The 26,264-nt window shown below is 72.2% G+C and carries 24 protein-coding genes; 17 read left to right on the top strand and 7 right to left on the bottom strand.

The features are described 5' to 3' along the window. Positions 1-60: 60 nt before the first annotated feature. A complete protein-coding gene (locus tag ACTMTU_RS23075) occupies positions 61-966 on the bottom strand; it encodes a 5'-3' exonuclease (RefSeq protein ID WP_441265423.1) in 906 nt (301 codons plus the stop codon). Between the two features lie 260 nt (positions 967-1,226). Between ACTMTU_RS23075 and ACTMTU_RS23070 the strand changes: the two genes are divergently transcribed. The 4 genes from ACTMTU_RS23070 to ACTMTU_RS23055 all read left to right on the top strand — a co-directional run bounded on the left by ACTMTU_RS23070 (position 1,227) and on the right by ACTMTU_RS23055 (position 6,532). After that, positions 1,227-2,384 (top strand): quaternary amine ABC transporter ATP-binding protein, encoded by a 1,158-nt coding sequence (locus ACTMTU_RS23070; protein ID WP_441265386.1) that lies wholly within the window; start codon positions 1,227-1,229, stop codon positions 2,382-2,384. Then, positions 2,377-5,001, top strand: coding sequence for an ABC transporter permease/substrate binding protein (locus ACTMTU_RS23065; RefSeq protein WP_441265385.1), 2,625 nt, complete (start codon positions 2,377-2,379; stop codon positions 4,999-5,001). Before ACTMTU_RS23070 ends, ACTMTU_RS23065 begins: the two co-directional genes overlap by 8 nt. 193 nt (positions 5,002-5,194) lie before the next feature. Further along, positions 5,195-5,788 carry a helix-turn-helix domain-containing protein gene (locus tag ACTMTU_RS23060; protein WP_441265384.1) on the top strand — a complete coding sequence of 198 codons (594 nt, stop codon included), beginning with the start codon at positions 5,195-5,197 and terminating at the stop codon, positions 5,786-5,788. 9 nt (positions 5,789-5,797) lie between these two features. Further along, positions 5,798-6,532 (top strand): helical backbone metal receptor, encoded by a 735-nt coding sequence (locus ACTMTU_RS23055; RefSeq protein WP_441265383.1) that lies wholly within the window; start codon positions 5,798-5,800, stop codon positions 6,530-6,532. On the opposite strand, the gene ACTMTU_RS23050 is transcribed toward ACTMTU_RS23055, so the two are convergent. Then, positions 6,483-7,613, bottom strand: coding sequence for a TDT family transporter (locus ACTMTU_RS23050; RefSeq protein WP_441265382.1), 1,131 nt, complete (start codon positions 7,611-7,613; stop codon positions 6,483-6,485). The two genes, ACTMTU_RS23055 and ACTMTU_RS23050, sit on opposite strands and share 50 nt — an antisense overlap. Before the next feature lie 70 nt (positions 7,614-7,683). Between ACTMTU_RS23050 and ACTMTU_RS23045 the strand changes: the two genes are divergently transcribed. Further along, the gene (locus tag ACTMTU_RS23045) at positions 7,684-8,604 is read left to right on the top strand and encodes a LysR family transcriptional regulator (protein WP_441265381.1); all 921 of its coding nucleotides are present in this window, start codon (positions 7,684-7,686) and stop codon (positions 8,602-8,604) included. Positions 8,605-8,786: 182 nt separating this feature from the next. Here ACTMTU_RS23045 and ACTMTU_RS23040 read toward each other — a convergent pair whose 3' ends face one another. The 3 genes from ACTMTU_RS23040 to ACTMTU_RS23030 form a co-directional block, all read right to left on the bottom strand. After that, positions 8,787-9,479 carry a gamma-glutamyl-gamma-aminobutyrate hydrolase family protein gene (locus tag ACTMTU_RS23040; RefSeq protein ID WP_441265380.1) on the bottom strand — a complete coding sequence of 231 codons (693 nt, stop codon included), beginning with the start codon at positions 9,477-9,479 and terminating at the stop codon, positions 8,787-8,789. Positions 9,480-9,486: 7 nt separating this feature from the next. Continuing rightward, the gene (eat, locus tag ACTMTU_RS23035; protein ID WP_441265379.1) at positions 9,487-10,953 is read right to left on the bottom strand and encodes an ethanolamine permease; all 1,467 of its coding nucleotides are present in this window, start codon (positions 10,951-10,953) and stop codon (positions 9,487-9,489) included. 179 nt (positions 10,954-11,132) lie between these two features. Beyond that, positions 11,133-11,873: a FadR/GntR family transcriptional regulator gene (locus ACTMTU_RS23030; RefSeq protein ID WP_441265378.1), complete on the bottom strand. Its 741-nt coding sequence runs from the start codon at positions 11,871-11,873 to the stop codon at positions 11,133-11,135. Between the two features lie 77 nt (positions 11,874-11,950). On the opposite strand from ACTMTU_RS23030, the gene ACTMTU_RS23025 reads away from it, so the two are divergent. Genes ACTMTU_RS23025 through ACTMTU_RS23010 form a run of 4 tightly spaced genes read left to right on the top strand, consistent with a single transcriptional unit; the run spans position 11,951 to position 16,483 of the window. Beyond that, positions 11,951-13,315, top strand: a complete 1,365-nt coding sequence (locus tag ACTMTU_RS23025) for a glutamine synthetase family protein (protein WP_441265377.1) — start codon at positions 11,951-11,953, stop codon at positions 13,313-13,315. Positions 13,316-13,323: 8 nt separating this feature from the next. Continuing rightward, a complete protein-coding gene (locus ACTMTU_RS23020) occupies positions 13,324-14,691 on the top strand; it encodes an aldehyde dehydrogenase family protein (RefSeq protein WP_441265376.1) in 1,368 nt (455 codons plus the stop codon). Positions 14,692-14,697: 6 nt separating this feature from the next. Next, positions 14,698-15,480 (top strand): 3-oxoacyl-ACP reductase, encoded by a 783-nt coding sequence (locus tag ACTMTU_RS23015; RefSeq protein WP_441265375.1) that lies wholly within the window; start codon positions 14,698-14,700, stop codon positions 15,478-15,480. Positions 15,481-15,517: 37 nt separating this feature from the next. Further along, positions 15,518-16,483, top strand: coding sequence for a DUF2510 domain-containing protein (locus ACTMTU_RS23010; RefSeq protein WP_441265374.1), 966 nt, complete (start codon positions 15,518-15,520; stop codon positions 16,481-16,483). Between the two features lie 34 nt (positions 16,484-16,517). Here ACTMTU_RS23010 and ACTMTU_RS23005 read toward each other — a convergent pair whose 3' ends face one another. Continuing rightward, positions 16,518-17,720, bottom strand: a complete 1,203-nt coding sequence (locus ACTMTU_RS23005; protein WP_441265373.1) for an amino acid deaminase/aldolase — start codon at positions 17,718-17,720, stop codon at positions 16,518-16,520. Positions 17,721-18,652: 932 nt separating this feature from the next. Here ACTMTU_RS23005 and ACTMTU_RS23000 point away from each other — a divergent pair. The 3 genes from ACTMTU_RS23000 (at position 18,653) to ACTMTU_RS22990 (ending at position 21,695) form a co-directional block, all read left to right on the top strand. Further along, complete coding sequence (locus ACTMTU_RS23000; RefSeq protein WP_441265372.1) at positions 18,653-19,507, top strand: hypothetical protein; 855 nt, start codon at positions 18,653-18,655, stop codon at positions 19,505-19,507. After that, positions 19,504-20,670 carry a type VII secretion-associated serine protease mycosin gene (mycP, locus tag ACTMTU_RS22995; RefSeq protein ID WP_441265371.1) on the top strand — a complete coding sequence of 389 codons (1,167 nt, stop codon included), beginning with the start codon at positions 19,504-19,506 and terminating at the stop codon, positions 20,668-20,670. Before ACTMTU_RS23000 ends, mycP begins: the two co-directional genes overlap by 4 nt. Positions 20,671-20,957: 287 nt before the next feature. Next, a complete protein-coding gene (locus ACTMTU_RS22990; protein WP_441265370.1) occupies positions 20,958-21,695 on the top strand; it encodes an SseB family protein in 738 nt (245 codons plus the stop codon). 9 nt (positions 21,696-21,704) lie between these two features. Here ACTMTU_RS22990 and ACTMTU_RS22985 read toward each other — a convergent pair whose 3' ends face one another. Beyond that, positions 21,705-22,076 carry a DUF1844 domain-containing protein gene (locus ACTMTU_RS22985; RefSeq protein WP_189475166.1) on the bottom strand — a complete coding sequence of 124 codons (372 nt, stop codon included), beginning with the start codon at positions 22,074-22,076 and terminating at the stop codon, positions 21,705-21,707. A gap of 352 nt (positions 22,077-22,428) precedes the next feature. On the opposite strand from ACTMTU_RS22985, the gene infC reads away from it, so the two are divergent. From infC to ACTMTU_RS22960, 5 genes are all read left to right on the top strand, one after another. Next, on the top strand, positions 22,429-23,079 hold the full coding sequence (gene infC / locus ACTMTU_RS22980; protein WP_005319591.1) for a translation initiation factor IF-3: 651 nt from the start codon (positions 22,429-22,431) through the stop codon (positions 23,077-23,079). A 120-nt stretch (positions 23,080-23,199) separates the two neighbouring features. Next, a complete protein-coding gene (rpmI, locus tag ACTMTU_RS22975; RefSeq protein ID WP_005319593.1) occupies positions 23,200-23,394 on the top strand; it encodes a 50S ribosomal protein L35 in 195 nt (64 codons plus the stop codon). Positions 23,395-23,493: 99 nt separating this feature from the next. Further along, the gene (rplT, locus tag ACTMTU_RS22970; protein ID WP_018103794.1) at positions 23,494-23,877 is read left to right on the top strand and encodes a 50S ribosomal protein L20; all 384 of its coding nucleotides are present in this window, start codon (positions 23,494-23,496) and stop codon (positions 23,875-23,877) included. A gap of 165 nt (positions 23,878-24,042) precedes the next feature. Next, a complete protein-coding gene (locus ACTMTU_RS22965; protein WP_441265369.1) occupies positions 24,043-24,894 on the top strand; it encodes a TrmH family RNA methyltransferase in 852 nt (283 codons plus the stop codon). 98 nt (positions 24,895-24,992) lie between these two features. Continuing rightward, on the top strand, positions 24,993-26,120 hold the full coding sequence (locus ACTMTU_RS22960; RefSeq protein WP_441265368.1) for an ATP-binding protein: 1,128 nt from the start codon (positions 24,993-24,995) through the stop codon (positions 26,118-26,120). Positions 26,121-26,264: the final 144 nt, after the last annotated feature.

Raw genomic sequence — 26,264 nt, 5'->3', positions numbered from 1 at the left:
CGTTACTCCCCTGGACGATCGGTGCTTAGGCTTACCTAAGTTAACACCTCGTCCGGTGACTCAGCGCTTCAGGGCGTTCAGCAGTCGCACGACCGCGCCGCCCAGTCCCCACTGCTCCGTCAGCCGGTCGAGGGCCACCGGGTCGCGGGGCGCGCTCGGCAGTGCGGCGTCGAACTCGGGCAGCGTCACGTCGGTGGCGACCTTGACGACCTTCGGGGCCACGGTGACGTAGGCCCTGGCCTCGTCCAGCCGCCGGCGCTGCGTCGGGGTGAGCTTGGAGCCGCGGTCGCCCACGGCCGCCATGATCCCGTCCAGGTCGCCGTACGTGTCGAGGAGCTTGGCCGCGGTCTTCTCGCCGATGCCCGGCACGCCGGGCAGTCCGTCGCTCGGGTCGCCCCTGAGCAGCGCCAGGTCCACGTAGCCGGGCCCGTCGACGCCGTACCGCTCGCGCAGCCAGGCCTCGTCCGTCGTCTGGAGCGTGCCGACGCCCTTGAGCGGATACAGCACCCGGCGTTCGCGCGCGTCGTCGACCAGCTGGAACAGGTCGCGGTCGCCGGTGACGATGTCGACCGGGCCGGTGGCCCGCGCGGTGAGCGTGCCGATGATGTCGTCCGCCTCGTAGCCGTCGGCGCCGACACGGGCGATGCCGACCGCGGCCAGAACGGCTTCGATCACCGGGACCTGGGGGGTGAGCGTGTCGGGGACCACTTCCTCGTCGGGGCCCTGGTCGTGCTCGGCCGCGACCCTGTGCGCCTTGTACGAGGAGATGAGGTCGACGCGCCACTGGGGCCGCCAGTCGTTGTCCCAGCAGGCGACCAGATCGTCCGGGCGGTGGTCCTGGACCAGCCGTGCGATGAAGTCGATGAGCCCGCGCACCGCGTTGACCGGTGTGCCGTCGGGGGCCCGGACCGAGTCGGGGACTCCGTGGTAGGCCCGGAAGTAGAGGGAAGCGGTGTCGAGGAGCATCAGGCGTCGGGTCACAGGGACGATGATGCCGCACCCCACCGACAGGGGGCCCGCAGCCCGATCCGGTGCACCGGGAGGTGACGGAAAAGTGAACTGGGTCACACTTCCGTTTGACTTCTGAACGCCGGGGGAGGCGCGGAGCCGGAGCGAACCCGGTTGTTCTTTCAACAATTGCACCGGGCAAGCGGGCAGACCCCGCCACGCTCCACGGCCTGCGCGCGGGGGTGGCGGGCCGTTCCCGTTCGACCCGTGAGGTGTATGTGTCCAGGCTGCAGGCCGAGCACTTGTACAAGGTGTTCGGCAGACGACCCGATGAAGCGGTGACCAGGCTCGAAGGCGGCGCAGACCGCGACGAGCTGCGCGCCGACGGAACGACCGCAGCGGTCATCGACGCCTCCTTCACCGTCGAGCCGGGCCAGATATTCGTCGTCATGGGGCTGTCCGGGTCCGGAAAGTCCACCCTGCTCCGCATGCTCAACGGGCTCCTGGAGCCGACCGCCGGACGCGTCCTCTTCGACGGCGAGGACCTGACGGCCCTGAGCCCCCGCGACCTGCGTACCGTGCGCTCCACCAGGATCAGCATGGTGTTCCAGCACTTCGCCCTCTTCCCGCACCGCAGCGTCCTCGAGAACGCCGGATACGGCCTCGAGGTGCAGGGCGTCCCCCGCGCCGAACGCGACAGGCGCGCCGCGGAGGCCCTCGAGCTGGCCGGCCTCGGCGGCTGGGAGAACTCCTGGCCCGACGAGCTCTCCGGCGGCATGCAGCAGCGCGTCGGCCTCGCCCGCGCGCTCGCCACCGACGCCGACCTGCTGCTGATGGACGAGTCCTTCAGCGCCCTCGACCCGCTGATCCGCCGCGACATGCAGGACCAGCTCCTCGAGCTCCAGAAGCGTCTGAAGAAGACCATCGTCTTCATCACCCACGACCTCAACGAGGCCATGCGGCTCGGCGACTCGATCGCGGTGATGCGCGACGGCAGGATCGTCCAGCTCGGCACCGCCGAGGACATCCTCGTCACCCCAGCCAACGACTACGTCGCCTCCTTCACCCAGGACGTCGACCGCTCCCGTGTGCTCACCGCGGGCGCGATCATGGCCGACCCGGAGACGGCGTACGGCACGAAGACGGACAGCGGCAAGGTCATGCGCAACGCCAAGGACGTGCTGGCCGCCGCGCCCGCCACGGTCACCGCCGGCACGCCGATCATCGAGCTGTTCACGCCCTGCTCGACCAGCGGTACGGCCGTCGCCGTCACCGACGACGAGGGCGAGCTCATCGGCGTCGTGCCGAGGGCCCGTCTCCTCGCCGTCCTCGGCGAGCCGATGACACCCACCGCGCCGCCGGCCGTGCCGGCGCAGCCCGCGCCCGACCTCGCGAAGTCCGCCGCCCCGGCGGGCAAGGCGGTGGCCAGTGCCTAGGATCCACCTCGGCGACTGGGTCGACAGCGGTGTCGACTGGCTCCAGCGCCATCTGTCCTGGCTGTTCGACGCGATCAGCTCGCTCGTCACCGGGATGTACGACGGCATCGACGCGGCGCTCTCGGCGCCCGCGCCGCTGCTCTTCGCCGGCATCCTCGCGGTCGTCGCCTGGTGGCTGCGCGGCCTCCTCGCCGGTGTCCTCGCCTTCGCGGGCTTCGCGCTGATCGACTCCATCGAACTGTGGGAAGACGCCATGTCGACCCTGTCGCTGGTGCTCGTCGCCACCCTCGTGACGCTGGTGATCGCCGTCCCGCTCGGCATCTGGGCCTCGCGGTCGAAGACGGTCAGCACGATCGTCCGGCCGGTGCTCGACTTCATGCAGACCATGCCCGCGATGGTCTACCTGATCCCCGGCATCATCTTCTTCGGCGTCGGCGTGGTCCCCGGCATCATCGCCACGATCATCTTCGCCCTGCCGCCCGGCGTGCGGATGACCGAGCTCGGCATCCGTCAGGTCGACGAGGAACTCGTCGAGGCCGCCGAGGCCTTCGGCACCACCCCGCGCAACACCCTGCTCCGGGTGCAGCTCCCGCTCGCCCTGCCGACGATCATGGCCGGCATCAACCAGGTCATCATGCTGGGCCTGTCCATGGTCGTCATCGCGGGCATGGTCGGCGGCGGCGGCCTCGGTGGCGCCGTCTACCGGGCCATCGGCAACGTCGACATCGGCCTGGGCTTCGAGGCCGGCGTGTCCATCGTCATCCTGGCCATGTACCTCGACCGGATGACCGGTGCGCTGGGCAGCCAGGTCTCGCCGCTGGGCCGCCGCGCGCTCGCCAAGGCACGCGCCATGGCCGGCGGGCTGAAGATCTGGGACCACCGCCCGCAGCCCGCCGTCGCGGTCGTCGGCATTGTCGTCCTCGCCCTGGTCGCCGGCGGTATGGGCATGTTCGGCGGGGTCAAGACGGACACCGCCGCCGGCGCATCGAAGATCGGCGACGGCAAGAAGGTCTCCATCGGCTACATCCCGTGGGACGAGGGCATCGCCTCCACCTTCCTCTGGAAGGAGCTGCTGGAGCAGCACGGCTTCGAGGTGGACACCAAGCAGCTGGAGGCCGGTTCGCTCTACACCGGTCTCGCCGGCGGCCAGATCGACTTCCAGACCGATGCCTGGCTGCCGGTCACGCACGCCTCCTACATGGACAAGTACGGCGACAAGCTCGAGGACATGGGCTCCTGGTACGGCCCCACCTCCCTGGAGCTGTCCGTGCCCTCGTACATGAAGGGCGTCGACTCGCTCGAGGACCTCAAGGGCCGGTCGTCGGAGTTCAAGGGCCGCATCGTCGGCATCGAGCCGAGCGCCGGGATGATGGGCATCCTCAAGGACAAGGTCCTGAAGGACTACGGCCTCGAGGGCGAGTACAAGGTCGTCGACGGCTCCACCCCCGGCATGCTGGCCGAGCTGAAGCGCGCCTACGACAAGAAGGAGCCCATCGTCACCACCCTGTGGTCGCCGCACTGGGCGTACAGCACCTACGACCTGAAGAAGCTGAAGGACCCGAAGGGCTCCTGGGGCAAGGGCGACGGCGTGCACACCCTCGCGCGCAAGGGCTTCTCCGCCGAGTACCCCGAGGTCGGCAAGTGGCTCAAGGACTTCAAGATGACCGAGGAGCAGCTCACCGGTCTCGAGGCGAAGATCCAGGAGACGGGCAAGGGCAAGGAGCAGGAAGCCGTCCGCGCCTGGCTCGGGGACAACCCGGGTCTGGCCGACACGTGGGCCCCCGCCGGCAAGACCGGCAAGGCCGCGAAGGGCGGCAAGGACGAGCGTGACCGCGCCCTGAACGTCGCCTGGTTCCCGTGGGAGGAGGACATCGCCGCCACGTACCTGTGGAAGGCGGTCCTCGAGGAGCGCGGCTACACGATGAACCTCAAGCAGTTCGAGGTCGGCCCGATGTACACGGCTCTGTCCCGCGGCCAGATCGACGTGCAGTTCGACGGCTGGCTGCCGACCACGCAGAAGAAGTACTGGGACAAGTACGGCGACGAACTCACCGACCTCGGCTCCTGGTACGGGCCGACCTCGCTGGAAATCGCCGTCCCCTCGTACGTCGACGGCGTCGACTCCCTCGACGACCTCAAGGGGCGCGGCGGCGACTTCGAGGGCCGGATCGTCGGCATCGAGCCGGGCACCGAGACCATGAGCATCCTCAAGAACAAGGTCCTGCCGGACTACGGCCTGGCGGACGAGTTCGAGGTCGTCGACAGCTCCACCCCGGGCATGCTCGCCGAGCTGAAGCGGGCGTACGCCAAGAAGGAGCCGATCGCGGTCATGCTGTGGACCCCGCACTGGGCCTACAGCGAGTACGACCTCACCAAGCTCGCGGACCCGAAGAAGTCCTTCGGCGAGGGCGACGAGATCCACACCGTCGCCTCCAAGGACTTCCCGAAGCAGTACCCGCAGCTCACGAAGTGGTTCAAGGACTTCAAGCTCAGCGAGAAGCAGCTCGCCGGCCTGGAGAACGAGATCCAGAAGCAGGGCACGGGGCACGAGGAGGAAGCCGTGAAGGCCTGGATGGAGAAGAATCCGGGCATCGCGGACGAGATCGCACCGCAGTAGCCGTCCGGCCACTTCCGCCCGGACGCTCCACCGAAGGGGTGGGTCCCGCCGAACCGGCGGGACCCACCCCTTTCCGGTACCTGTTTCACCCGGTTCCGGCCCGCTCCCGGCCCTTTGCTCGTGCGCTTGTCGAGTACGGGTGGACGGATGGTGCGTATGGTGAGACAGGACCCAGGGGAGGGGAGCCCGGCCCATGGACGCGAAGGACGCGAAGGACATGAAGGAGAGGGAAGAACCTCTCCGGGTGGGTGCTGCCGTGCGCAAACGACGGCGGGCCCTCGGTCTCACGCTGGCCGCCGTCGCCGCCCGCAGCGGCCTCTCCGTGCCCTTCCTCAGCCAGATCGAGAACGAGCGGGCCCACCCGAGCATGCGCTCGCTCCAGCGGGTCTCCGACGCCCTCGACACCTCGGCGGAACGGCTGCTCGCGGCCTCCGACGCCGCCCGCACGGTGGACGTCGTACGCGCCGGCGACGACGCCAGGACCTCGGGGCCGTCCGACGGCGTCCGGGCGCTGGTGCGTGGGCAGCACCAGCTCCACGCCCTGGAATTCAGCGGCGAGAAAGAGACGGGCCGGGAGTTCGAGCACCGCAACGACGAGCTGCTGTACGTCGCGGACGGGGCGGTGGAGGTCGAGGCCGAGGGCCGGGCCTACCGGCTCGGCCCCGGCGACGGGCTGTTCCTCTCCGGCGGTGTCCGCCACCGCTGGCGCGCCACCACACCGGACACCCGCATCCTCGTCGTCTCCGTCTCCGACCACATCGCCACGACCACCGACCCGCGTCGCTGAGGCGGACCGGTGCGCGTCGTCTCCCTGGTGCCCTCGCTGACCGAGGCCGTCGCGGCCACCGCGCCCGGGCTCCTCGTGGGAGTCACCGACTGGTGCACCCATCCGCCCGGCCTCGACGCGGCCCGCGTCGGCGGCACCAAGAACCCGGATGTGCCCGCGGTGCTGCGGCTGCGGCCCGATCTCGTGATCGCCAACGAGGAGGAGAACCGGGAACCCGACCTGGCCGCCCTGCGCGAGGCGGGCGTCGACGTGCTGGTGACCGAGGTACGCGACCTCGACCAGGCCTTCTCGGAGCTCGAACGGGTCCTGGTCACCGGCTGCTCCCTCGACCGGCCGCGCTGGCTGGACGAGGCGCGCCGGGCATGGGCGGCGGTGGAACCGCTGCCGGAACTGCGCGCCGTCGTGCCGGTCTGGCGCCGTCCGTGGATGGTGCTCGGCCGCGACACCTTCGCCGGGGACCTGCTCGCCAGGCTCGGCGTCGTGAACGTGTACGCACAGCACCCCGAGCGCTACCCGCGCATCCCGCTCCAGGAGCTGACGGCAAGCGGCGCGCAGGCCGTCGTACTGCCCGACGAGCCGTACCGCTTCACCGCCGACGACGGCCCGGAGGCCTTTCCCGGCCTGCCCGCCGCGCTCGTCGACGGGCGGTACCTGACCTGGTACGGGCCCTCCCTCCGCCGTGCGCCCGCGGAGCTCAGCGCGGCGCTCGCAGCAGCTCGCCGCGCAGCAGACCGCGCAGGGTGAGTGTCCCGGCGACCGCCCAGGCCACCACCAGGCACCCGTAGAGCGCCGTCGCGGACCACTGGTACGCCACCAGGCCCGTACGGTCCGCGAGGCTCTGCGCGCCGGTCACACACGTGCCCACCGGGAACGTGAAGGCCCACCAGCCCAGCGTGAACGGCATACCGCGCCGGGCCGCCCGCACCACCATCGCCGCCGCGAGGGCCAGCCACAGCAGAGCGAAGCCCATGACGGGCACGCCGTACACGACGGCGAACACACCCATGCCCGTCGCGTACGGCGCGTCGAGCACCCCGGGAGCGGCGCCGGCCAGCTTGTTCACGGCGGTGGTCGACTGGCCGAGCGGACCGAGCACCAGAAACAGTGCCGGGGTCGCCGCGAGCGGCAGCGGGCCGTGGTGAACGAGCCGGGCGAAGACCATCGGCAGGATCAGCAGCGTCGCCAGCAGACTCAGCCCGAACATCGCGTAGCAGGCGAGCAGCGCGGCCTCCTGCCACTGGCCCGGCGGCAGGTACGGCACCAGGAGCGGACCCGACGCCGCGGACACCATCGGCGCGACGACGGGCAGCAGCCACACGGGCGAGGCGCTGCCGGCCTCGACCCTGTGCCGCGCGACCATCAGATACGGCACCGCGACGGCGCCCACGAGCCCGACGAGCGTCCCCGCCCCGAACAGCACGAACGCGGCGGCCACAGCGGGTCCTTCACCCAGCACGTCCCCGCCGACCGTGAGCGTGCCCGTGCCGACGGCGAGCAGCGCCATCGACAGACAGCCGTAGAACGGGGCCACGGCGGGATCCATGAGATGGGCACGCGCCTGGTCCCGGTGGCGGATCCAGTGCCCCGTACGCGCCGCCACGACCGCGGCGAGCAGCACCGCCGACAGCGCCCAGACGCCGGTGAGCACCGTCCGCAGTCCCGGGACGTCCAAGGGCAGCGCGGCACCGGCGCTCGCGACGACAGCCGTTCCCATGACAGCCGCGTACCAGTTGGGACCGAGATGCCGCAGGGCCGGGGGCCGGGGCGCGACGGTGATCCGGACCGGTTCCGGCGGGCGGGGGAGGGACTGTACGGCGGTGACCATGACGCCACGTTCGCCGACGCCCGCCGCCCCCACCAGGGACCTTCTTCCTATCGCCTCATAAGCTGGTCTTATGAGCGAAGAGCAACGTGTGCCGCTGGCGCACCGGGTGCCCGACCTGGGGGCGCTGGAACTGCTGCTCGCCGTCGCCCGCCACGGAAGCCTCGGACGCGCGGCCCGCGATGTCGGCATCACCCAGCCCGCGGCGAGCAGCCGCATCCGCTCCATGGAACGCCAGCTGGGCGTCGCCCTCGTCGAGCGCTCCCCGCGCGGCTCCCGGCTGACCGAGGCGGGAGCCCTCGTCACCGACTGGGCCCGGCGGATCGTGGAGGCGGCGGAGGCGTTCGACGCCGGCGCCCAGGCGCTGCGGGGTCGCCGGGACTCCCGGCTGCGGGTCGCCGCGAGCATGACAATCGCCGAGTATCTGCTGCCCGGCTGGCTCATCGCGCTGCGCGCACAGCGCCCGGACACGGCGGTCTCGCTGATCGCGGGGAACTCCTCGGCCGTCGCGGCACGGCTGCTCTCCGGGGAGGCCGACCTCGGCTTCGTCGAGGGCCTCGCCGTACCGGAGGGCCTCGACGGCACGGTCATCGGCCACGACCGGCTGTTCGTGGTCGTGGCGCCCGGGCACGCGTGGGCCCGGCGGCGCAGGGCCCCGCTGACCCCCGAGGAACTGGCCAGAACACCGCTCGTCCTGCGCGAACGGGGCTCCGGCACACGGCAGGTGCTCGACTCGGCGCTCTCCCGCCACGGCGGTCTCTCGGCACCGCTGATGGAACTGGCCTCCACGACCGCGGTGAAGGCCGCGGCCGTCAGCGGGGCGGGCCCGGCGGTCCTCAGCGAGCTGGCGGTGACGGAGGAACTGTCCTCGCGCCGCCTGACGCGGGTGCCGGTGGAGGGGGTGGCGCTCGAACGCGACCTGCGTGCGGTGTGGCCGCATGCGCAGCGGCCGGTGGGGCCGGCGCGGGAGTTGCTGGGGCTGACACGGGGCTGACGGCGGCGGGGCCGCTGCGCGGGGCGTGTTCCCCTACCCGCCCCTTCCCGCTGTATCGATGTGCGGCTCCGCCGCGTGGGGGCTCCGCCCGGACCCGTCACCGCGCTGCGCGCGGTGTATTCGGGGGCCCTGCCCCCGGACCCCCGCGCCTCAATCGCCGGCGGGGCTGGAGTTGCCAGGCGTCACCGCGCCGCCGTCACCAGCGCCGTCATCACCCGGGTGTCCGACCCCATCTCCGGATGCCACTGCACCCCCAGCACCCAGCCGCCGCCCTCCGCCGGTTCGATCGCCTCCACCGTGCCGTCGTCCTCCGCGTACGCACTCGGCACGAGGCCCTCGCCGAGGCGGTCCACCGACTGGTGGTGGTAGGTCGGGACGAGCGTCGCCTCGGGGGCGATCGAGCCGTACAGCGTTCCCGGCACCGGCTTCACGGGGTGCTCACCGAAGACCCCGACCGACGTCACGTGCCCCTCCAGGTGCTGCACCAGAGTCCCGCCGAGCGCGACGTTCAGCAGCTGCATGCCGCGGCAGATGCCCAGCAGCGGTGTGCCGGACGCCAGCGCCGCGCGGATCAGCGCCAGTTCCCACGCGTCGCGTTCGGGCGCCGGAGGGCCGGTGCGGGGATCGCGCGGTGCGCCGTAGCGCTCGGGGTCGACATCTGGGCCGCCGGCGATGACCAGTCCGTCGACACGGGCCACCGCGGCCTCGGCGAACGCCGGGTCGTCCGGCGGGAGCATCGCGGCGATGCCGCCCGCCGACTGCACGAGACGCGGGTAGCCGGTGGGCAGCAGCGCGGCCGGCAGTTCCCAGACGCCCCACCGGGCGGACGTCTCCCAGTAGGTGCTGATGCCGATCAGTGGCTTGGACACATGCATCAGGTTGTCACTTCCGTTCCAGTTCGGCCTCCGCGGCCGCCAGCGCCGCGAACTCCTCCTCCGGGGCCCGTGCCACCAGATGGTGGCGGCTGTAGAAGGCGAAGTAGGCGAGCGCCACGGCGTACACACCGAGTGCCATGAACGCGGCGTCCTTGTCCACCAGGAAGGTCGCGACCAGCGCGGACAGCGCGAGCACGAAGGCGACGGAGGAGGTGACGACGCCGCCCGGTGTCCGGTACGGGCGCGGCAGTTCCGGTTCCCGGCGGCGCAGCACGATGTGCGAGAGCGCCATCAGCGCGTAGCTGATCGTCGCGCCGAAGACGGCGATGTTCAGCATCCGCGCGCCGTTGCCGGTGCCCGCCGCCAGGGCGAAGCCGATCGCGCCGGGGATCAGCAGGCCGAGGTAGGGGGACTTGCGGCGGCTGGTCAGTGACAGGAAGCGGGGCAGGTAGCCGGCCCGGGAGAGGGCGAAGAGCTGCCGGGAGCCCGCGTAGATCAGCGAGAAGAACGAGGCCACGAGTCCGGCGAGGCCCGCGTAGTTGACGAAACGGCTCAGCGCGGTCGGGTCGCCGTCGCCCTGGAGGGCGACCACCAGCGGGTTGCCGGCCTCCTGGATGGCGGCCGAGCCGCGGGCGCCGCTCGCCGCGAAGAAGGTCAGCAGCGCGAGCAGCACCAGGATGCCCATGGAGATCGCCAGCGCCCTGGGCATGGACCGCACGGGGTCCTTCGCCTCCTCCGCCGCCAGCGGCACGCCCTCCACGCCGAGGAAGAACCACATGCCGAACGGGAAGGCGGCCCAGATGCCGAGCAGGCCGAACGGCAGCCAGGAGCTCGCGCCGAACGCCTTTGTGTCGACGGGGATGTCGTCGAGTCCGCCGGCGCTGAACTCGGTGAACGCTCCCACCGCGAAGATCAGCAGCGCCGCGACGGCGATGGCGGTCACGACGAGGCTGAAGCGCAGGGCCTCGCCGACGCCCCAGAGGTGGATTCCGATGAAGATCGCGAAGCAGGCCAGGTAGACCGGCCAGCCCGACTCCAGTCCGAACAGGCCCAGCGATTCGACGTAGTCGCCGATGAAGATGGAGATCGCGGCGGGGGCAAGGATGTACTCGATGAGGATCGCGGTGCCGGTGAGGAAACCGCCCCAGGTCCCGAGCGCGCGCCGGGCGAAGCCGTAGCCGCCGCCCGCGGTGGGCAGGATCGCGGAGAGTTCCGCGAGGGCGAACACGAGACAGGCGTACATCGCGCCCATCAGGAGGGTGGCGACGGCGAGGCCGCCGAAACCGCCCTTCGAGAGTCCGATGTTCCAGCCGGAGAAGTCACCGGAGACGACATACGCGACGCCGAGTCCGGTCAGCAGCAGCCATCCGGCGCTGCCTCTGCGCAGGGTGCGCCGGTTCAGATAGGCGTCCGACTCCGGGTCGGATCCGGGTGGGGCGGCGGACGGGGGGCGCGATGTGGTGCCTTCAGCCATGGTCGCTCCTGGCTCAGGTCAAAGGTTTGTGCGGACACCTTTGCGGCACTCCGGCGGCAGCGCAAGCCCTGTGCGTAAACCCGGCGTTACGGATCCGCCCGCCGCCTCCTCGCGCGTGGTCGTGCGCCCGACCGTGCCGCCCGTCCGGCTTCCCGCCCCTTCGCCCCCCGGCCCGGCGCTCACGCCAGGAAGCCCCGCAGCAGCGCCGCCGTCCCCTCGCAGTGCTCGCGCATCACCTCGCGCGCCCCGTCCGGGTCGCCGTCGAGCACGGCCTCGACCAGTGCCGTGTGCTGGTGCTGCGAGTGCTCCAGGTTCCTCACGAGCAGCGGGATGCAGTCCAGCAGGTCGTTCAGGGTGGCCCGGACCGCCGCGTACTGCGCGGTGAGCGAGGCCGAACCGGACAGCTCGGCCAGGGTCAGGTGGAGCAGCGTGTCCTGCCTGCGGTATTCGGTGAGCGGCGCGTCGTGCGTCGCCGTCAAGGCCCTGCGCAGCCGCAGCGCGCCGTCGTCGGTGAGGCCGTGGGCCGCGCACAGACCGGCCGCCCCCACCTCCAGCACCTCGCGGAAACGCAGGGTGTCCTCCACGTCCACGCCCGCGACCCGGCGGCGCAGTTCCTCCTCGCCGTGGCTGTCGGGGCGGTGCAGCACGAACGTTCCGCCGTAGCGGCCGCGGCGGCTCTCCACCAGCCCCTGGTCGGTGAGCACCTTGAGCACCTCGCGCAGGGTGACCCGGCTGATGCCCATGCGCTCCGCCAGTTCCCGTTCGGCCGGCAGCCGCTCCCCGCCCGGCACCAGTCCGAGGCGCAGCAGCTGAAGGATCTGCTCGAGTGCCTCCTCGAAGCCGTTGCCCGCCCGCACGGGGCGCAGCACCGGTGTCAGCCGGTCCGTCGGCGTGGCCGCGGCCCCACCTGTCTTCGCCACCTCGCGTTTCCCCTTCCCAAGCAATGGTCTTCAGTAATACCTTATGGCTCCCGGCTGACCCAAGGAGGCACCGTCCCGTGGCAGACCGCAAACCCCCGCTCGCCCTCGACGAGCTGCGAGCACTCGTCGCGAGCGGCGAGATCGACACTGTCGTCCTGGCCTTCCCCGACATGCAGGGACGACTGCAGGGCAAACGGTTCGCCGCCCCCTTCTTCCTCGACGAGGTCGTCGAGCACGGCACCGAGGGCTGCAACTACCTCCTCGCCGTCGACACCGACATGAACACGGTCGACGGATACGAGATGTCGTCCTGGGAACGCGGCTACGGCGACTTCGCCATGCACCCGGATCTCACCACGCTGCGCAGGATCCCCTGGCACGAGGGCACCGCACTCGTCATCGCCGACCTGGCGTGGGACGAGGGCCGACCCGTCGTCGCCGCCCCCCGCCAGATCCTCCGGGCCCAGCTCGAGCGCCTCGCCGAGCACGGACTCACCGCCCACGTCGGCACGGAGCTCGAGTTCATCGTCTTCAAGGACACCTATGAACAGGCCTGGGACAGCGGCTACCACGGCCTCACCCCGGCCAACCAGTACAACATCGACTACTCGGTCCTCGGCACCGGCCGCATCGAGCCCCTGCTGCGCCGCATCCGCAACGAGATGACCGGCGCCGGGCTCACCGTCGAGTCGGCCAAGGGCGAGTGCAACCCGGGCCAGCACGAGATCGTCTTCAAGTACGACGAGGCCCTCGTCACCTGCGACCAGCACGCCGTCTACAAGACCGGCGCGAAGGAGATCGCCGCCCAGGAAGGCGTCTCCCTCACCTTCATGGCGAAGTACAACGAGCGCGAGGGCAACTCCTGCCACATCCATCTGTCCCTGCGGGACACCGACGGCCGGGGCGTCATGGCCGGGGACGGCCCCGACGGCATGTCGCCGCTCATGCGGCACTTCCTCGCCGGCCAGCTCGCCGCACTGCGCGACTTCTCCCTGCTGTACGCGCCGACCGTCAACTCCTACAAGCGCTTCCGCCCCGGCTCCTTCGCCCCGACCGCCGTCGCCTGGGGGCACGACAACCGCACCTGCGCCCTCCGCGTCGTCGGCCACGGTCCCTCGACACGCTTCGAGAACAGGCTGCCCGGCGGGGACGTCAACCCGTATCTCGCCGTCGCCGGTCTTGTCGCCGCCGGCCTGCACGGCATCGAGCAGCGGCTGGAACTCCCCGACGCGTGCACGGGCAACGCCTACTCCGGCGACTACGAACACGTCCCCACCACCCTGCGCGACGCCGCCGAGCTCTGGGAGAACAGCCCCGTCGCCAAGGCCGCCTTCGGTGACGCCGTCGTCGCCCACTACCGGAACATGGCGCGCGTCGAACTCGAGGCCTTCGACTCCGCGGTGACCGACTGGGAGCTCCGCCGCTCCTTCGAACGCATGTGAGGCACCCCTTGGCTGACACGCACCACGACGTACTCGACCCGGCCACCGGACACGTCGTGCGGACCGTTCCCGCGACGACCGTCGCGGAGGTCGACGCCGCCGTCGCCCGCGCGGCGAGGGCCCAGGAGCAGTGGGCGGCCGCCGCGCCCGCCGACCGGGCCCGGCTGCTGCGCCGCTTCGCCGCCGTCGTCGACGACCACCTCGAGGAACTGGCCCGGCTCGAGGTCCTCCAGGCGGGCCACACCATCGGCAACGCCCGGTGGGAAGCGGGCAACGTCCGGGACCTGCTCGACTACGCCGCCGGGGGAGTGGAGCGCCTGAACGGCCGGCAGATCCCCGTCCCCGGCGGCATGAACTTCACCATCCTCGAACCGCTCGGCGTCGTCGGCGTGATCGCGCCGTGGAACTTCCCCATGCCGATCGCCGCCTGGGGCACGGCCCCCGCACTCGCCGCGGGCAACGCCGTCCTGCTCAAGCCGGCCGAGACCACCCCCCTGACCGCCCTGCGCCTCGCCGAACTCGCCCTGCTGGCCGGCCTGCCCGAGCACCTCTTCCAGGTGCTGCCCGGCGCCGGTGACGTGACCGGCGACGCGCTCGTCGAGCACCCCGGCGTCGCGAAGATCGTCTTCACCGGCTCCACCAGGGTCGGCAAGAGCATCATGGCCAAGTGCGCGGACCGCGTGAAGCGGGTGACCCTCGAACTCGGCGGCAAGAGCCCCAACATCGTCTTCGCCGACGCCGACCTGGACGCCGCCGCGGCCGCCACCCCCATGTCCTTCCTCGACAACAGCGGACAGGACTGTTGCGCCCGCACCCGGATCCTCGTGCAGGCATCGGTGTACGACCGCTTCCTGGAACTGCTCGCCCCCGCGATCGAATCGGTCGTCGTCGGCGATCCGTCCGACGAGAAGACTCAGATGGGCCCGCTGATCTCGCGCACCCAGCTGGAACGGGTACGCGGCTACGTCCCCGACGGCGCCAAGGCGATCCGGGGCACCGCCCCCGACGGACCGGGCTTCTGGTTCCCGCCGACGGTCCTCACCGACATCGCCCCGGACGCGCCCGCCGCCTGCGAAGAGATCTTCGGACCGGTCGCCGCCGTGATCCCCTTCGAGGACGAGGAGGACGCCGTACGGCTCGCCAACGCCACCGAATACGGCCTCTCCGGCTCCCTCTGGACCCGCGACGTGGCCCGCGCCCTGCGCGTCTCCCGCGCCGTCCGCGCCGGCAACCTCTCCGTCAACTCCCACTCCAGCGTCCGCTACTGGACCCCGTTCGGCGGCTACAAGCAGTCCGGGCTCGGCCGTGAACTCGGCCCCGACGCGCTCACCGCTTTCACCGAGACCAAGAACGTCTTCATCAGCACGGAGGCCTGAGACACCATGACCGAGACCCCGCTCTGCCGCCGCCTCGAAGGCCGCACCGCAGTGATCACCGGCGCCGGCAGCGGCATCGGCCTCGCGGCCGCGCGCCGGCTCGCCTCCGAGGGCGCCAAGGTCGTCTGCGGCGACATCGACGAAACCGCGGGCAAGGCCGCGGCGGACGAGGTCGGCGGCACCTTCGTACGCGTCGACGTCACCGACGCCGAACAGGTCGAGGCGCTGTTCAAGGCCGCGTACGACACCTACGGCAGCGTCGACATCGCCTTCAACAACGCCGGCATCTCGCCCCCCGACGACGACTCGATCCTCACCACCGGCATCGACGCGTGGCGGCGTGTCCAGGATGTCAACCTCACCTCCGTCTACCTGTGCTGCAAGGCGGCCATCCCCTACATGCAGCGACAGGGCAGGGGCTCGATCATCAACACCGCTTCCTTCGTGGCGATCATGGGGGCCGCCACCTCCCAGATCTCCTACACCGCATCCAAGGGCGGCGTGCTCGCCATGTCACGGGAACTGGGCGTGCAGTTCGCCCGCGAGGGCATTCGGGTCAACGCCCTGTGCCCGGGGCCGGTCAACACCCCACTGCTCCAGGAGCTGTTCGCCAAGGACCCGGAGCGGGCCGCACGGCGCCTGGTGCACATCCCGGCCGGCCGTTTCGCGGAGGCCGACGAGATCGCCGCCGCCGTCGCCTTCCTCGCCAGCGACGACTCGTCGTTCGTCAACGCCACGGACTTCCTGGTCGACGGCGGGATCTCCGGGGCGTACGTGACCCCTCTGTAGCCGGGCCCCCCGCCGCCCATAAGGTGGCGGGATGAGCATGACGACCCCTCCCGGCTGGTACCCGGACCCCAACGCGCCGCACACCGAACGCTGGTGGGACGGCACGGCCTGGACCGCGCACTCCCGCGCGGCCCAGGCCGCGGGCGGCGTGCCGGGACATCCGCCGCAGGGAACGGGCGGGACGTTCGGACCCCCGCAGCCGCACACCGTCCCGATCCGGCCCGCCGGCCCCGGCCCGGACGGCAGCGGCAACAAGCGGCTCATGGCGCTCGCCGCCGCCGGGGTCGTGCTCGTCGCGGCGGTCGCGACCGGGGCCGTACTCCTCGGCGACGACGGCGGGTCCACCCCGAAGACCGCACCGACCAGCAGCCCGACGCCCGCCCCGGTGACGGCCGACCCGAAGAACAGCGCCACCGCGTCGCCCCCCGCGACCGAGGACGCCACGGTGCTCGAGGACCAGCTCAACGGCATCACCCTCGCCATCCCGGACGGCTGGGTGCGGGCCACCAGCTCCCTCGAGGAGGGCGCCACGATCTACACGGACGAGACCTACGACTGCCCCGGAGGAGGGTCCTCCCTCTGCCGCCACGGCCGGGTCTCCTCCCTCGCCGCGAACACGGCCGCCGCCACGGCGGAGGCCGTGGCCAAGGAGGACATCTCCCGGTACGCGGAAAAGGTGTACGGCGAGGACACCCTCGGCAACCGTCCCCACGGCGGCATCGAGTCCCACAAGGTCCTCAAGTCGCAGAACTTCGCCGTCGCGGGGAAGGCCGGCTATCTGGTGCGCTGGCAGGTTGTCACCGGCGCCGGTCCCGGCGGCTACGTGCAGACGATCGCCTTCCCCTCACCCGCCGGCACCGGGGCGCTGATGGTCGTCCGCTTCGCCTTCGACGCGGCCCCGTCCGCACCCGGACTCGACGTGATGGACGAAGTGGCCGCGAGCATCCGCCCCGTCGGCGAGACCACGGGCGGCGGCGTCGGCAGCAGCATCGGCCCCGGCTGACGGTCCACCGCCGCGGCAGGGCCGCGCACCGGCCTCAGAGGAAGGTGCGGCCCTCGCCCCGGTACGTCGGCGCGGTGCCCGTCACACGGTCGCCCTCGACGAGGTGCAGAGTGTCGAAACGCTCGCACAGCTCACCGGCCTTGGCATGCCGGAACCACACCTTGTCGCCGATCAGCAGATCGTCGGCGGGCGGACCCAGCAGCGGCGTCTGGACCTCGCCCGCCCCCTCCTGGGGGTCGTAGCGCAGCCCCTCGGGCAGCCACGGCACGGGCAGCCGGTCCCGGCCCGCGGCACCGGAGGCGGGATAGCCGCCGCCGAGCACCGTGACTGCTCCCACACCGGGCCGGCGCACCACCGGCTGCGCGAACAGCGCGGCGGGCCGGGCAGTGAACGACGTGTAGTTGTCGAACAGGCGCGGCGCGTACAGGCCGGAACCGGCCGCGATCTCCGTGACCGCGTCCTCGGCCGCCGTGTGCTGCACACTGCCGGTGCCGCCGCCGTTGACGAACTCCAGACCGGGCTCCACCGCCCGCACCGCCCGCACCACGGCCGCCCGGCGGGCCGCCAACTCCCTACGGGCCGCCCGCTGCATCAGCCGCACGGCACGCGAACGCACCGGCGAACCGGCGACCGCGTCGCCCACACCGGCGACATGGCCCTCGTATGCCATCAGCCCCACCAGGCGGAAACCCGCGCGGCGCGCGATCGACCTCGCCATCTCAGCGAGCCGGGCGGGCTCACGCAGCGGCGAACGCCGCGCGCCGACCCTCACCCTGCCGCCCAACAGGTGGAGCGCCGTGTCCAGTTCGAGGCAGAGCCGGATCTCCTCCGTGCCACCGGCGCGCGAGGCGTCGATGAGCTCCAGCTGCTCGGGGTCGTCGACCATCACCGTCACGGCGGCGGCGAGCTTGGGATCAGCGGCGAGCTCGGCGAAACCGGCCCGGTCCGCGGAGGGATAGGCGAGCAGCACGTCGTCGAAGCCGGCCCGCGCCAGCCAGATCGATTCGTCCAGCGTGAACGACATGATCCCGGCGAACCCGTCCATGGCCAGCACCCGTTCGAGCAACGCCCGGCAGCGCACCGACTTGCTGGCGACGCGCACGGGCTTTCCTCCGGCCCTGCGCACCAGATCGCCGGCGTTGGCGTCGAAGGCCTCGAGATCGACGATCGCGACGGGTGCGTCGAGGTGGGCGGTGGCCTTGTCGTAACGGGCCCGGTCTGCGGAACGGGGAGTCATGGCCCGAGCTTGCCAGACAGAAATACCCCGGGGTAGGGGATGTTTTGGGCAGATCCCCACGGACCGCAAGCAGGCGGCCGACGCCGTCGATCGTGCCCGTTAGAGTGACGGCACGAGGTGACGCAGCGCCTGCCCGGAAGGGTGATCAGTCGGCGGTACGTGATTGAGCAACGGGGGGTGGAATGAGCACGGAGGCGCAGCGCCCTTCCGGCCCGCAGCCCCCGCCCCGCTCCCGCATCTCGGACGCCTTGCTGCCCCCGGACGACGATGCCTCCGGCCCGTCCCGCTCCGGCCGGCCCTCGACGCCTCCGGCCGCGCCGCCGACGCCGCCCGCGCCGGGCTCTCACACAACTCCGCCTCCGCCCGCTCCTGGCTCTGCCACGACGGCTCCGGATACGTCCGCTCCTGGCTCTGCCACGGCGCGTCCCGGTACGCCCGACACGGCGGCTCCCCGCACTCCTGCCGCCCGGTCGGGCGCCGCGGCACCCCCGGCCCGGACCGGGGCCGGCGTGCCGTCGGCGCGCCCGGGTACCGGCGCAGTCCCCGATCGCCCCGTCTCCCCTCCGCCGCCCGCCGGTTCCACGCAGGCCGCGCCGCCGCGCGCCGCCGCGCCGGGACCTGCGGCCCCTGCCCGGCCGGTTTCCCCGCCGCGTCCCCCCGCCGTGCCGCCGTCCCGCCCCGCCACGGGCGTGGAGCGTCCGGCCGCCGTGCCGCCGTCCCGTCCTGCCGCCGGCCCGGACCGGCCTTCCGCGCCACACACGGCCCCGCCGGGAGCGGTGCCGCCGCCCCGGCCCGGCCGGGCGGACGGACCCGCCGACGGGTCGATCCCCGAGGTCGAGACCACCACGCGGCTCCGGCCCGTCACCGACGGGCCCCGCCCGCCGGCCCCGGCCCGCCCCGCGCGGCCGCCGCGGCCGGTCGGCAGCGTCGACATGACCCCGCGGCCCGACGCGCCGCGCCCTCCCGCCCGGCTGTGGATCCCGCCGGAGACGCCGGCCGAGATGACGACCCGGCTGCGTCCCGTACGCACCCGGCACCCCGCACGGACCGTCGGGGCCGTCGCCGCAGTCGTGCTCGGCCTCGGGCTGATCGGCGGAGCCGTCACCGGCACCTGGCTGACCGGCGACTCGAGCGCCGACACGGCCGAGGAGAACGTCTACGCCGAGGTGCGTACCGCCTGGCACAGCGTCCCCGTGGACACCCTCTTCCCGCGGAAGCTCGACGGCGACGGAGCCGGGCCCGGCGGCGCGGACCGCGTCTGGACCCGGATCGCCGTCGCACCCGACAGCGACTGCGCCACCGCGCTCGACCCGCTGCTCACCAAGGCGCTGGAGCCCGTCGGCTGCGCCCGCGTACTGCGCGCCACGTACACCGACGCGACGGCCAGCAGCGTCACCACCGTCGGCCTGGTCTTCACCGAGGCGGACGAGAAGGGGATGCTCGCCCTGCACAACCGGTTCACGACCGAGTCGCTCGGCGAGCGCACCGACCTGATGCCCCGCACGTTCCCGGCCAAGGGCACCGTCTCCGCCGGATTCGGCGACGAGCAGCGCGCCAGCTGGACGGTTGAGGTCGTGACTGAGGCCCCGGTCGTCGTCTACGCCGTCTCCGGCTTCGCCGACGGCCGTGCCGTGGCCGACCCCCAGCCTGCCGACGAGGCCCAGGCCGAGGGCGCCACGAACGCGCCCGCCCAGGCCGGGCTCGGCCACGAGGCCACCGGGATCGCGGAACGCATCGAGAAGGGCCTGCGCGGCGCCGTGGGCAAGCGCACGGAGGAGCCGCGATGAGACGCCACCGCCTACGCATCGTCGCCGCCCTCGCCGCCGCCTCCTTCGTCGTACTGCCGGCGACGCCCGCGCACGCCGACGGCATCCGGACCCAGCAGTGGAGCCTCGACGCCATGAACACCGAGGAGGCTTGGCGGACCACCAAGGGCGAGGGCATCACCGTCGCCGTGCTCGACACCGGTGTGGACGACCAGCATCCCGACCTGGCCGGCTCCGTCCTGCCGGGCAAGGACTTCATCGGCTTCGGCGCCGAACGCGGCGACAGCACCTGGGCCCGGCACGGCACCGCGATGGCCGGCATCGTCGCCGCCCACGGCCACGGCCCGGGACAGGAGTCGGGCGTCCTCGGCATCGCCCCCGAGGCGAAGATCCTGCCGGTCCGCGTGATCCTCGAGGGCAAGGACAAGGCCCGCGACAGGGCGCGCAAGACCCGCGGCACGGCCCTGGCCCAGGGCATCCGCTGGGCCGCCGACCAGGGAGCCGACGTCATCAACCTCTCGCTCGGCGACGACAGCGAGTCCGCACACCCCGAGGCGGGCGAGGACGCGGCCGTCCAGTACGCGCTCTCCAAGGGCTCGGTCGTCGTGGCCTCCGCCGGCAACGGCGGCGAGAAGGGCGACCGCATCTCCTACCCCGCCGCCTACCCGGGCGTCATCGCGGTGACCGCCGTCGACCGCTGGGGCACCCACGCGTCGTTCTCCACCCGCCGCTGGTACGCCACCGTCAGCGCGCCGGGCGTGAACATCGTCATCGCCGACCCCGACCGCCGCTACTACGAGGGCTGGGGGACCAGCGCGGCTGCGGCCTTCGTGTCCGGTGCGGTCGCCCTGGTGCGCTCGGCGCACCCGGACCTCACACCCCCGCAGATCAAGAAGCTCCTCATCGACACCGCGCGCGACGCCCCCAAGGGCGGCCGTGACGACTCCAAGGGCTACGGCATGGTCGACCCCGCCGCGGCGATCAGCGAGGGAGCCCGGCTGCGCCCCGGCGACCCGAAGGCGGCCACGGCGGGCTACCGCGAGGAGTTCTTCGGCCCGGGCCCCGAGCCCGAGGGCGCGGCCGGCGGCCCTGGCGGCTGGCTCGCCCTGGCCGCCGGCGGCGCCGGCGCGCTGCTCCTGGCCATGGCCGTGGTCCTCTGGCGCGGCGGTCGCACACGCCCCTGACCGACGGCCGCCGCCACTCGTGACCTCGGTGGCCCGTGACGCGGCGCGGCCGTACCGCCAGTCACCGGGCGCCGGCGCACCGCCGCTCGTGACGGGTGGCCATACACGCCCCCGTGACGCGGCGGGCGGCTTCACCACCGGCCCTGGCCCCGTGCCCGCAAACGCCCCGTGACGCGGCACCCGCACACGCCACCCCTGGCCCGGCGCGGGCCGTACCGCCACCCGCGGGCCTGTGGCCACCGCCGCCCCCGCCCCGGCAGCCGCCGGCAGGGCGTTAGGCTCGGTGCGTGGCGCTCAAGAACATTCCCGACCCCGGTTTCTCCGACGACGACGGCACCGCCGACCCGGCCCTGGAGGCGGCGCTCGCCGCCTGGTCCGTGGACCGCGGTGCCGAGCAGCCGGTGCTGGAGGCGCTCCGGGGCGCCCGGCTCCTGGTCCCGATCGTCGCCGTGCTCGGTGAGGTCGAGGAGGACCCGCGGACCGGTCTGCGCCGTGAGAAGACCAGCGACATGGCCGTGCCGACGCTCACGGCCGGCTCCCGGCGGGCGCTGCCCGCGTTCACGTCGATCGCCTCGCTCGCCCGGTGGGACCCGAAGGCCCGTCCCGTCGCCGTGCCGCTGCACCAGGCGCTCCGGGCGGCGGCCCACGAGAAGGCGGACACCGTCGTGCTCGACCTGGCCGGGCCGGTCCCGTACCAGCTCACCGGTCCCGCCCTGCTCGCCCTCGCGGAAGGCCGCACCAGCACCGACCCGCTCGCCGACCCGGCGGTCACCGGGGCGGTGCGCACGGTGATCGCCGCCGAACCGGCGGTGCTGCGGGCCCACCTCGGTCCCGGCCGGGACTCGGACGGCACGCTCGCCCTGGTGCTGGCCGCGGACGCCGAGCCGGCGGAGGCGGGCGGCCGCGTCGCGCGGGCGCTCGCGGCGGACGACGTACTGAGGGCCCGCCTGGTGCGGGGCCTCGACCTGGCGCTGCTGCCGGCCGGGGCCACCCCTCCGGGCGAGCCCTTCTACGTAAAGGAATAGGCCGGCCGGTCAGCCGTAGACGGGGCCGGTGTACTTCTCGCCGGGGCCCTGGCCCGGCTCGTCCGGCACCAGCGACGCCTCACGGAAGGCGAGCTGCAGGGACTTCAGACCGTCCCGCAGCGGCGCCGCGTGGAACGAGCTGATCTCCGTGGTGCTCGCATCGAGCAGTCCGGCGAGGGCGTGCACCAGCTTGCGTGCCTCGTCCAGGTCCTTGTGGTCCTCGGCGTCGTCGGTCAGGCCGAGCTTGACGGCCGCCGCGCTCATCAGGTTCACCGCGACCGTGACGATCACCTCGACGGCCGGGACCTCGGCGATGTCGCGCGCCATGGCGTCGAAGTCGGGTGATTCGGGTGTTTCGTTCGGGGAGGTCGCGTCACTCATGACGCACACGATATGCCCCGTCCCTCGCGACCCGGCCCCGGCCACCGGTTAGCCCCGCCCCCCGGGAGCTGCTAACCTTGTGTGACGACCGGCTGGACACCTCCGTGTCCGGCCCACAAGTGGAGGCTCCGATCTCCCACCTGGCTGTCCCTCGGGACGGCGGGTCACCGGTCAGGCGGCCACCATCGTTCCGTACGGACGATGGAGTCGCCCGATGTGCGCCCCGCGGTACACCGCGGCGGTGCTCCGGTATTCAAGGAGCTGCCGCCTGTGTCCCGTCCGGGGCATTTTTGACGTTCCGGGGCGGTTGGTCTGACGAAACAGACGTTACGCGGCTGTCTGCCAGACATCCGTGTGGTGCTACTTAGGAGGATCCATCAGCGCCGAGCCCCGCATCAACGACCGGATTCGCGTTCCCGAGGTGCGACTTGTCGGTCCCAGCGGCGAGCAGGTCGGGATTGTTCCGCTTGCCAAGGCCCTTGAGCTTGCTCAGGAGTACGACCTCGACCTCGTCGAGGTGGCGGCGAATGCCCGTCCGCCCGTCTGCAAGCTCATGGACTACGGGAAGTTCAAGTACGAGTCGGCCATGAAGGCCCGTGAGGCGCGCAAGAACCAGGCGCACACGGTCATCAAGGAAATGAAGCTCCGGCCGAAGATCGATCCGCACGACTACGACACCAAAAAGGGTCACGTCGTCCGGTTCCTCAAGCAGGGCGACAAGGTCAAGATCACGATCATGTTCCGTGGTCGTGAGCAGTCCCGCCCCGAACTTGGCTTCCGTCTGCTGCAGCGCCTCGCCGCGGACGTAGAGGATCTCGGCTTCATCGAGTCGAACCCGAAGCAGGACGGCCGGAACATGATCATGGTTCTCGGCCCCCACAAGAAGAAGACCGAGGCGATGGCCGAGGCGCGTGAGGCCCAGGCCGCACGCAAGGCGGAGCGCCAGGGCTCGCCGGAGGGCGAGGGCGTCGACGCCCCGACCGACACACCTTCCGAGGCGTGACCGAGGGGCTGCCCCCGTGGCAGCCCCGGGTCCGGCCCGGAAACCACAACCAAGATCTGACGCTCCCGTAGTCCGGTGCCCGCACCGGGGGAGCGCCACTGACGAGGAGATAACGGCGCGATGCCGAAGAACAAGACGCACAGCGGTGCCAAGAAGCGCTTCAAGATCACCGGCTCCGGCAAGGTGCTCCGTGAGCGCGCCGGCAAGCGCCACCTGCTCGAGCACAAGCCGTCCAAGCTGACGCGCCGCCTGACCGGCAACGCCGAGATGGCCCCGGGCGACTCGAAGACCATCAAGAAGCTTCTCGGCAAGTGACGTTCGTGTCCCTTCGCCGGGGACACGCGCCGAGACCGGGACCAATTCGTTTCCGGGCCGTGTGAGCACAACCACGGCCCCGCTACAAGGAGTTAACAAGTGGCACGCGTCAAGCGGGCAGTCAACGCCCACAAGAAGCGCCGGGCGATCCTCGAGCAGGCCAGCGGTTACCGCGGTCAGCGTTCGCGCCTGTACCGCAAGGCCAAGGAGCAGGTCACCCACTCCCTGGTCTACAACTACAACGACCGCAAGAAGCGCAAGGGCGACTTCCGTCAGCTGTGGATCCAGCGCATCAACGCCGCTGCACGCCAGAACGGCATGACGTACAACCGCCTCATCCAGGGTCTGAAGGCCGCCAACATCGAGGTGGACCGCAAGATCCTGGCCGAGCTCGCCGTGAACGACGCCAACGCGTTCGCCGCGCTCGTCGAGGTTGCGCAGAAGGCCCTGCCGAGCGACGTCAACGCCCCCAAGGCCGCCTGACACCCGCATCGAGCCGACCGGACCCGCAGGCCTCGGCCTGCGGGTCCGGTGCGTTTGCCCGCCCCCGTCGCCCCGGCCCTCCCGGGCGCGGTGGAGCGCCGTGCCGAACCTCTTCGACCTTTCGACTTTCGTACGCAGCCCCGTGAGAGAGAGCCGCCGAGCCGCATGCCGACCCCCGAGCTGATCTCCCCCCGCTCCCCGCGCGTCACCGCCGCGCGGCGGCTCGCCAAGCGCAACTTCCGGGGCAAGGACCGTCTGTTCATCGCCGAGGGACCGCAGGCCGTACGGGAGGCGGTCGCCCACCGCGGACCCGACGGCGCGGCGACGCTGGTCGAGCTGTTCACCACCGTCGAGGCCGCCGAGCGCTACGCCGACATCGTCGACGCCGCCCACGCCGCGGGAGCCCGCGTCCACCACGCCGCGGACACCGTGCTCGCCGAGGTGTCGCAGACCGTCACGCCGCAAGGACTCGTCGGCGTCTGCCGGTTCCTCGACTCGCCGTTCGAGGACATCCTGGCCGCCCGGCCCAAGCTCGTCGCCGTGCTCGCGCACGTACGCGACCCCGGGAACGCCGGAACGGTGCTGCGCTGCGCCGACGCGGCCGGGGCGGACGCGGTGATCCTCACCGACGCGTCCGTCGACCTGTACAACCCCAAGTCGGTGCGGGCGTCGGTCGGCTCCCACTTCCACCTGCCGGTCGCCGTCGGCGTACCCGTCGAGCAGGCCGTCCAAGGGCTGCGCGACGCCGGCGTACGCGTCCTCGCTGCGGACGGCGCCGGCGAGCAGGACCTCGACGACGAACTCGACGCCGGCACCATGGGCGGCCCCACCGCATGGATCTTCGGCAACGAGGCCTGGGGCCTGCCGGAGGAGACCCGGGCCCTCGCCGACGCCGTCGTCCGCGTCCCGATCCACGGAAAGGCCGAGAGCCTGAACCTGGCGACCGCCGCCGCCGTATGTCTCTACGCGTCGGCGCGCGCCCAGCGCGCCGGGGCCAAGGGTGCCCCGGCAAGCTGACGGACCACTCGCTCAGGGGGTCGGCGACGTCACTTTCAGCTAGTAGGGTGACGCACTCGGGGGCCCACTGCGCCGGCGGAGAGGTGGGGTACGGGGACATGACGGTCGGGACCAGCAGGCCGACACAGCCACAGGAGTTCCACCTGGGCCCCTCCGGCTGCCCCGAGGCCCCCGGGATCGACCCCGACGACCTCCCGGACGGCCTCGTCGTGGCCGACGAGACGGGCCGGGTCGTCTGCTTCAACCGGGCCGCCGTCCGCATCACCGCCGTGGCCAGGGCCGACGCGATCGGACGGCCACTGGAGCGGGTGCTGCCGCTCGAGGACCTCAAGGGACGCCGCTGGTGGACCCTCACCGACCCCTACGGCGGACTCGCCACCCGCGTCGGCCAGCCGGAGCGGAACCTGCTGCTGCCCGGCGGCCGCGAGGTCCTCGTCTCCGCCCGCTACGTGCGCGACGTCCCCACCGGGCCGGTGCGCAAACTCGTCGTCAGCCTCCGCGGCACCGAGGCCCGGCGCCGCAGCGAACGCAGCCACGCCGAACTGATCGCCACCGTCGCCCATGAGCTGCGCTCCCCGCTGACCTCCGTCAAAGGCTTCACGGCGACCCTCCTCGCCAAGTGGGAACGCTTCACCGACGACCAGAAGCGGCTGATGCTGGAGACCGTCGACGCCGACGCCAACCGCGTCACCCGCCTCATCGCGGAGCTTCTCGACATCTCCCGCATCGACTCCGGACGGCTCGAGGTGCGCCGCCAGCCCGTCGACCTCGCCGCCGCGGTGCGCCGCCACGTCGACGCGCACGTGGCAGCCGGCCAGACCCCGGACCGGTTCCGGGTCGACGTCACCGGGCCGCTGCCGGACCTGTGGGCCGATCCCGACAAGGTCGACCAGGTGCTCGGCAACCTGCTGGAAAACGCGGTGCGCCACGGCGAGGGAACTGTCACGATCGACATAGCACCCTCGCCGTCTGCCGGCGAGCAGAGCGGTACCGGCACCGCCGTCACCGTGAGCGACGAGGGTCCCGGCATTCCGGAGGAGTCGATGGCACGGGTCTTCACCCGCTTCTGGCGGGGGAGCAAGCGCGGTGGCACCGGCCTCGGGCTCTACATCGTCAAGGGCATCGTCGAGGCCCACGGCGGGACGATCACGGTCGGCCGTGGCCCCGGCGGCGGCGCCCAGTTCCGATTTATCCTGCCCGTCGGCACCCCGGCGCATCTCCAGTAGCGATCCTCACGGATCGGCCGGCGAGAGCGTCCGAGCAGCCCGCGGGCTCATTCACCGTTCCACACCCCGTTAGACTCGACTTTTGGCACCTTTGCGCCCTCGGTCGTCCCTGGTCGACGTGCGGGGTCCCCAGCCAGCCCATCG

This window comes from Streptomyces sp. OZ13 (assembly GCF_052068155.1).
GTDB lineage: Bacteria > Actinomycetota > Actinomycetes > Streptomycetales > Streptomycetaceae > Streptomyces.
The sequence above is the reverse complement of the archived record's forward strand: the minus strand, read 5'-3'. Positions and strand labels throughout refer to the sequence as shown.

What these genes read in the sequence shown, in the direction of transcription:
- ACTMTU_RS23040 (WP_441265380.1), bottom strand. Translation starts at nt 9,479, where the DNA reads ATGCATGTGTCCAAGCCACTGATCGGCATCAGCACCTACTGGGAGACG.
- eat (WP_441265379.1), bottom strand. Translation starts at nt 10,953, where the DNA reads ATGGCTGAAGGCACCACATCGCGCCCCCCGTCCGCCGCCCCACCCGGA.
- rpmI (WP_005319593.1), top strand. Translation starts at nt 23,200, where the DNA reads ATGCCGAAGAACAAGACGCACAGCGGTGCCAAGAAGCGCTTCAAGATC.
- ACTMTU_RS22985 (WP_189475166.1), bottom strand. Translation starts at nt 22,076, where the DNA reads ATGAGTGACGCGACCTCCCCGAACGAAACACCCGAATCACCCGACTTC.
- ACTMTU_RS22965 (WP_441265369.1), top strand. Translation starts at nt 24,043, where the DNA reads ATGCCGACCCCCGAGCTGATCTCCCCCCGCTCCCCGCGCGTCACCGCC.
- ACTMTU_RS23045 (WP_441265381.1), top strand. Translation starts at nt 7,684, where the DNA reads ATGAGCGAAGAGCAACGTGTGCCGCTGGCGCACCGGGTGCCCGACCTG.
- ACTMTU_RS23060 (WP_441265384.1), top strand. Translation starts at nt 5,195, where the DNA reads ATGGACGCGAAGGACGCGAAGGACATGAAGGAGAGGGAAGAACCTCTC.
- mycP (WP_441265371.1), top strand. Translation starts at nt 19,504, where the DNA reads ATGAGACGCCACCGCCTACGCATCGTCGCCGCCCTCGCCGCCGCCTCC.
- ACTMTU_RS23000 (WP_441265372.1), top strand. Translation starts at nt 18,653, where the DNA reads ATGACCCCGCGGCCCGACGCGCCGCGCCCTCCCGCCCGGCTGTGGATC.
- ACTMTU_RS23015 (WP_441265375.1), top strand. Translation starts at nt 14,698, where the DNA reads ATGACCGAGACCCCGCTCTGCCGCCGCCTCGAAGGCCGCACCGCAGTG.
- ACTMTU_RS23005 (WP_441265373.1), bottom strand. Translation starts at nt 17,720, where the DNA reads ATGACTCCCCGTTCCGCAGACCGGGCCCGTTACGACAAGGCCACCGCC.
- ACTMTU_RS23050 (WP_441265382.1), bottom strand. Translation starts at nt 7,613, where the DNA reads ATGGTCACCGCCGTACAGTCCCTCCCCCGCCCGCCGGAACCGGTCCGG.
- ACTMTU_RS22960 (WP_441265368.1), top strand. Translation starts at nt 24,993, where the DNA reads ATGACGGTCGGGACCAGCAGGCCGACACAGCCACAGGAGTTCCACCTG.
- ACTMTU_RS23075 (WP_441265423.1), bottom strand. Translation starts at nt 966, where the DNA reads ATGCTCCTCGACACCGCTTCCCTCTACTTCCGGGCCTACCACGGAGTC.
- ACTMTU_RS23010 (WP_441265374.1), top strand. Translation starts at nt 15,518, where the DNA reads ATGACGACCCCTCCCGGCTGGTACCCGGACCCCAACGCGCCGCACACC.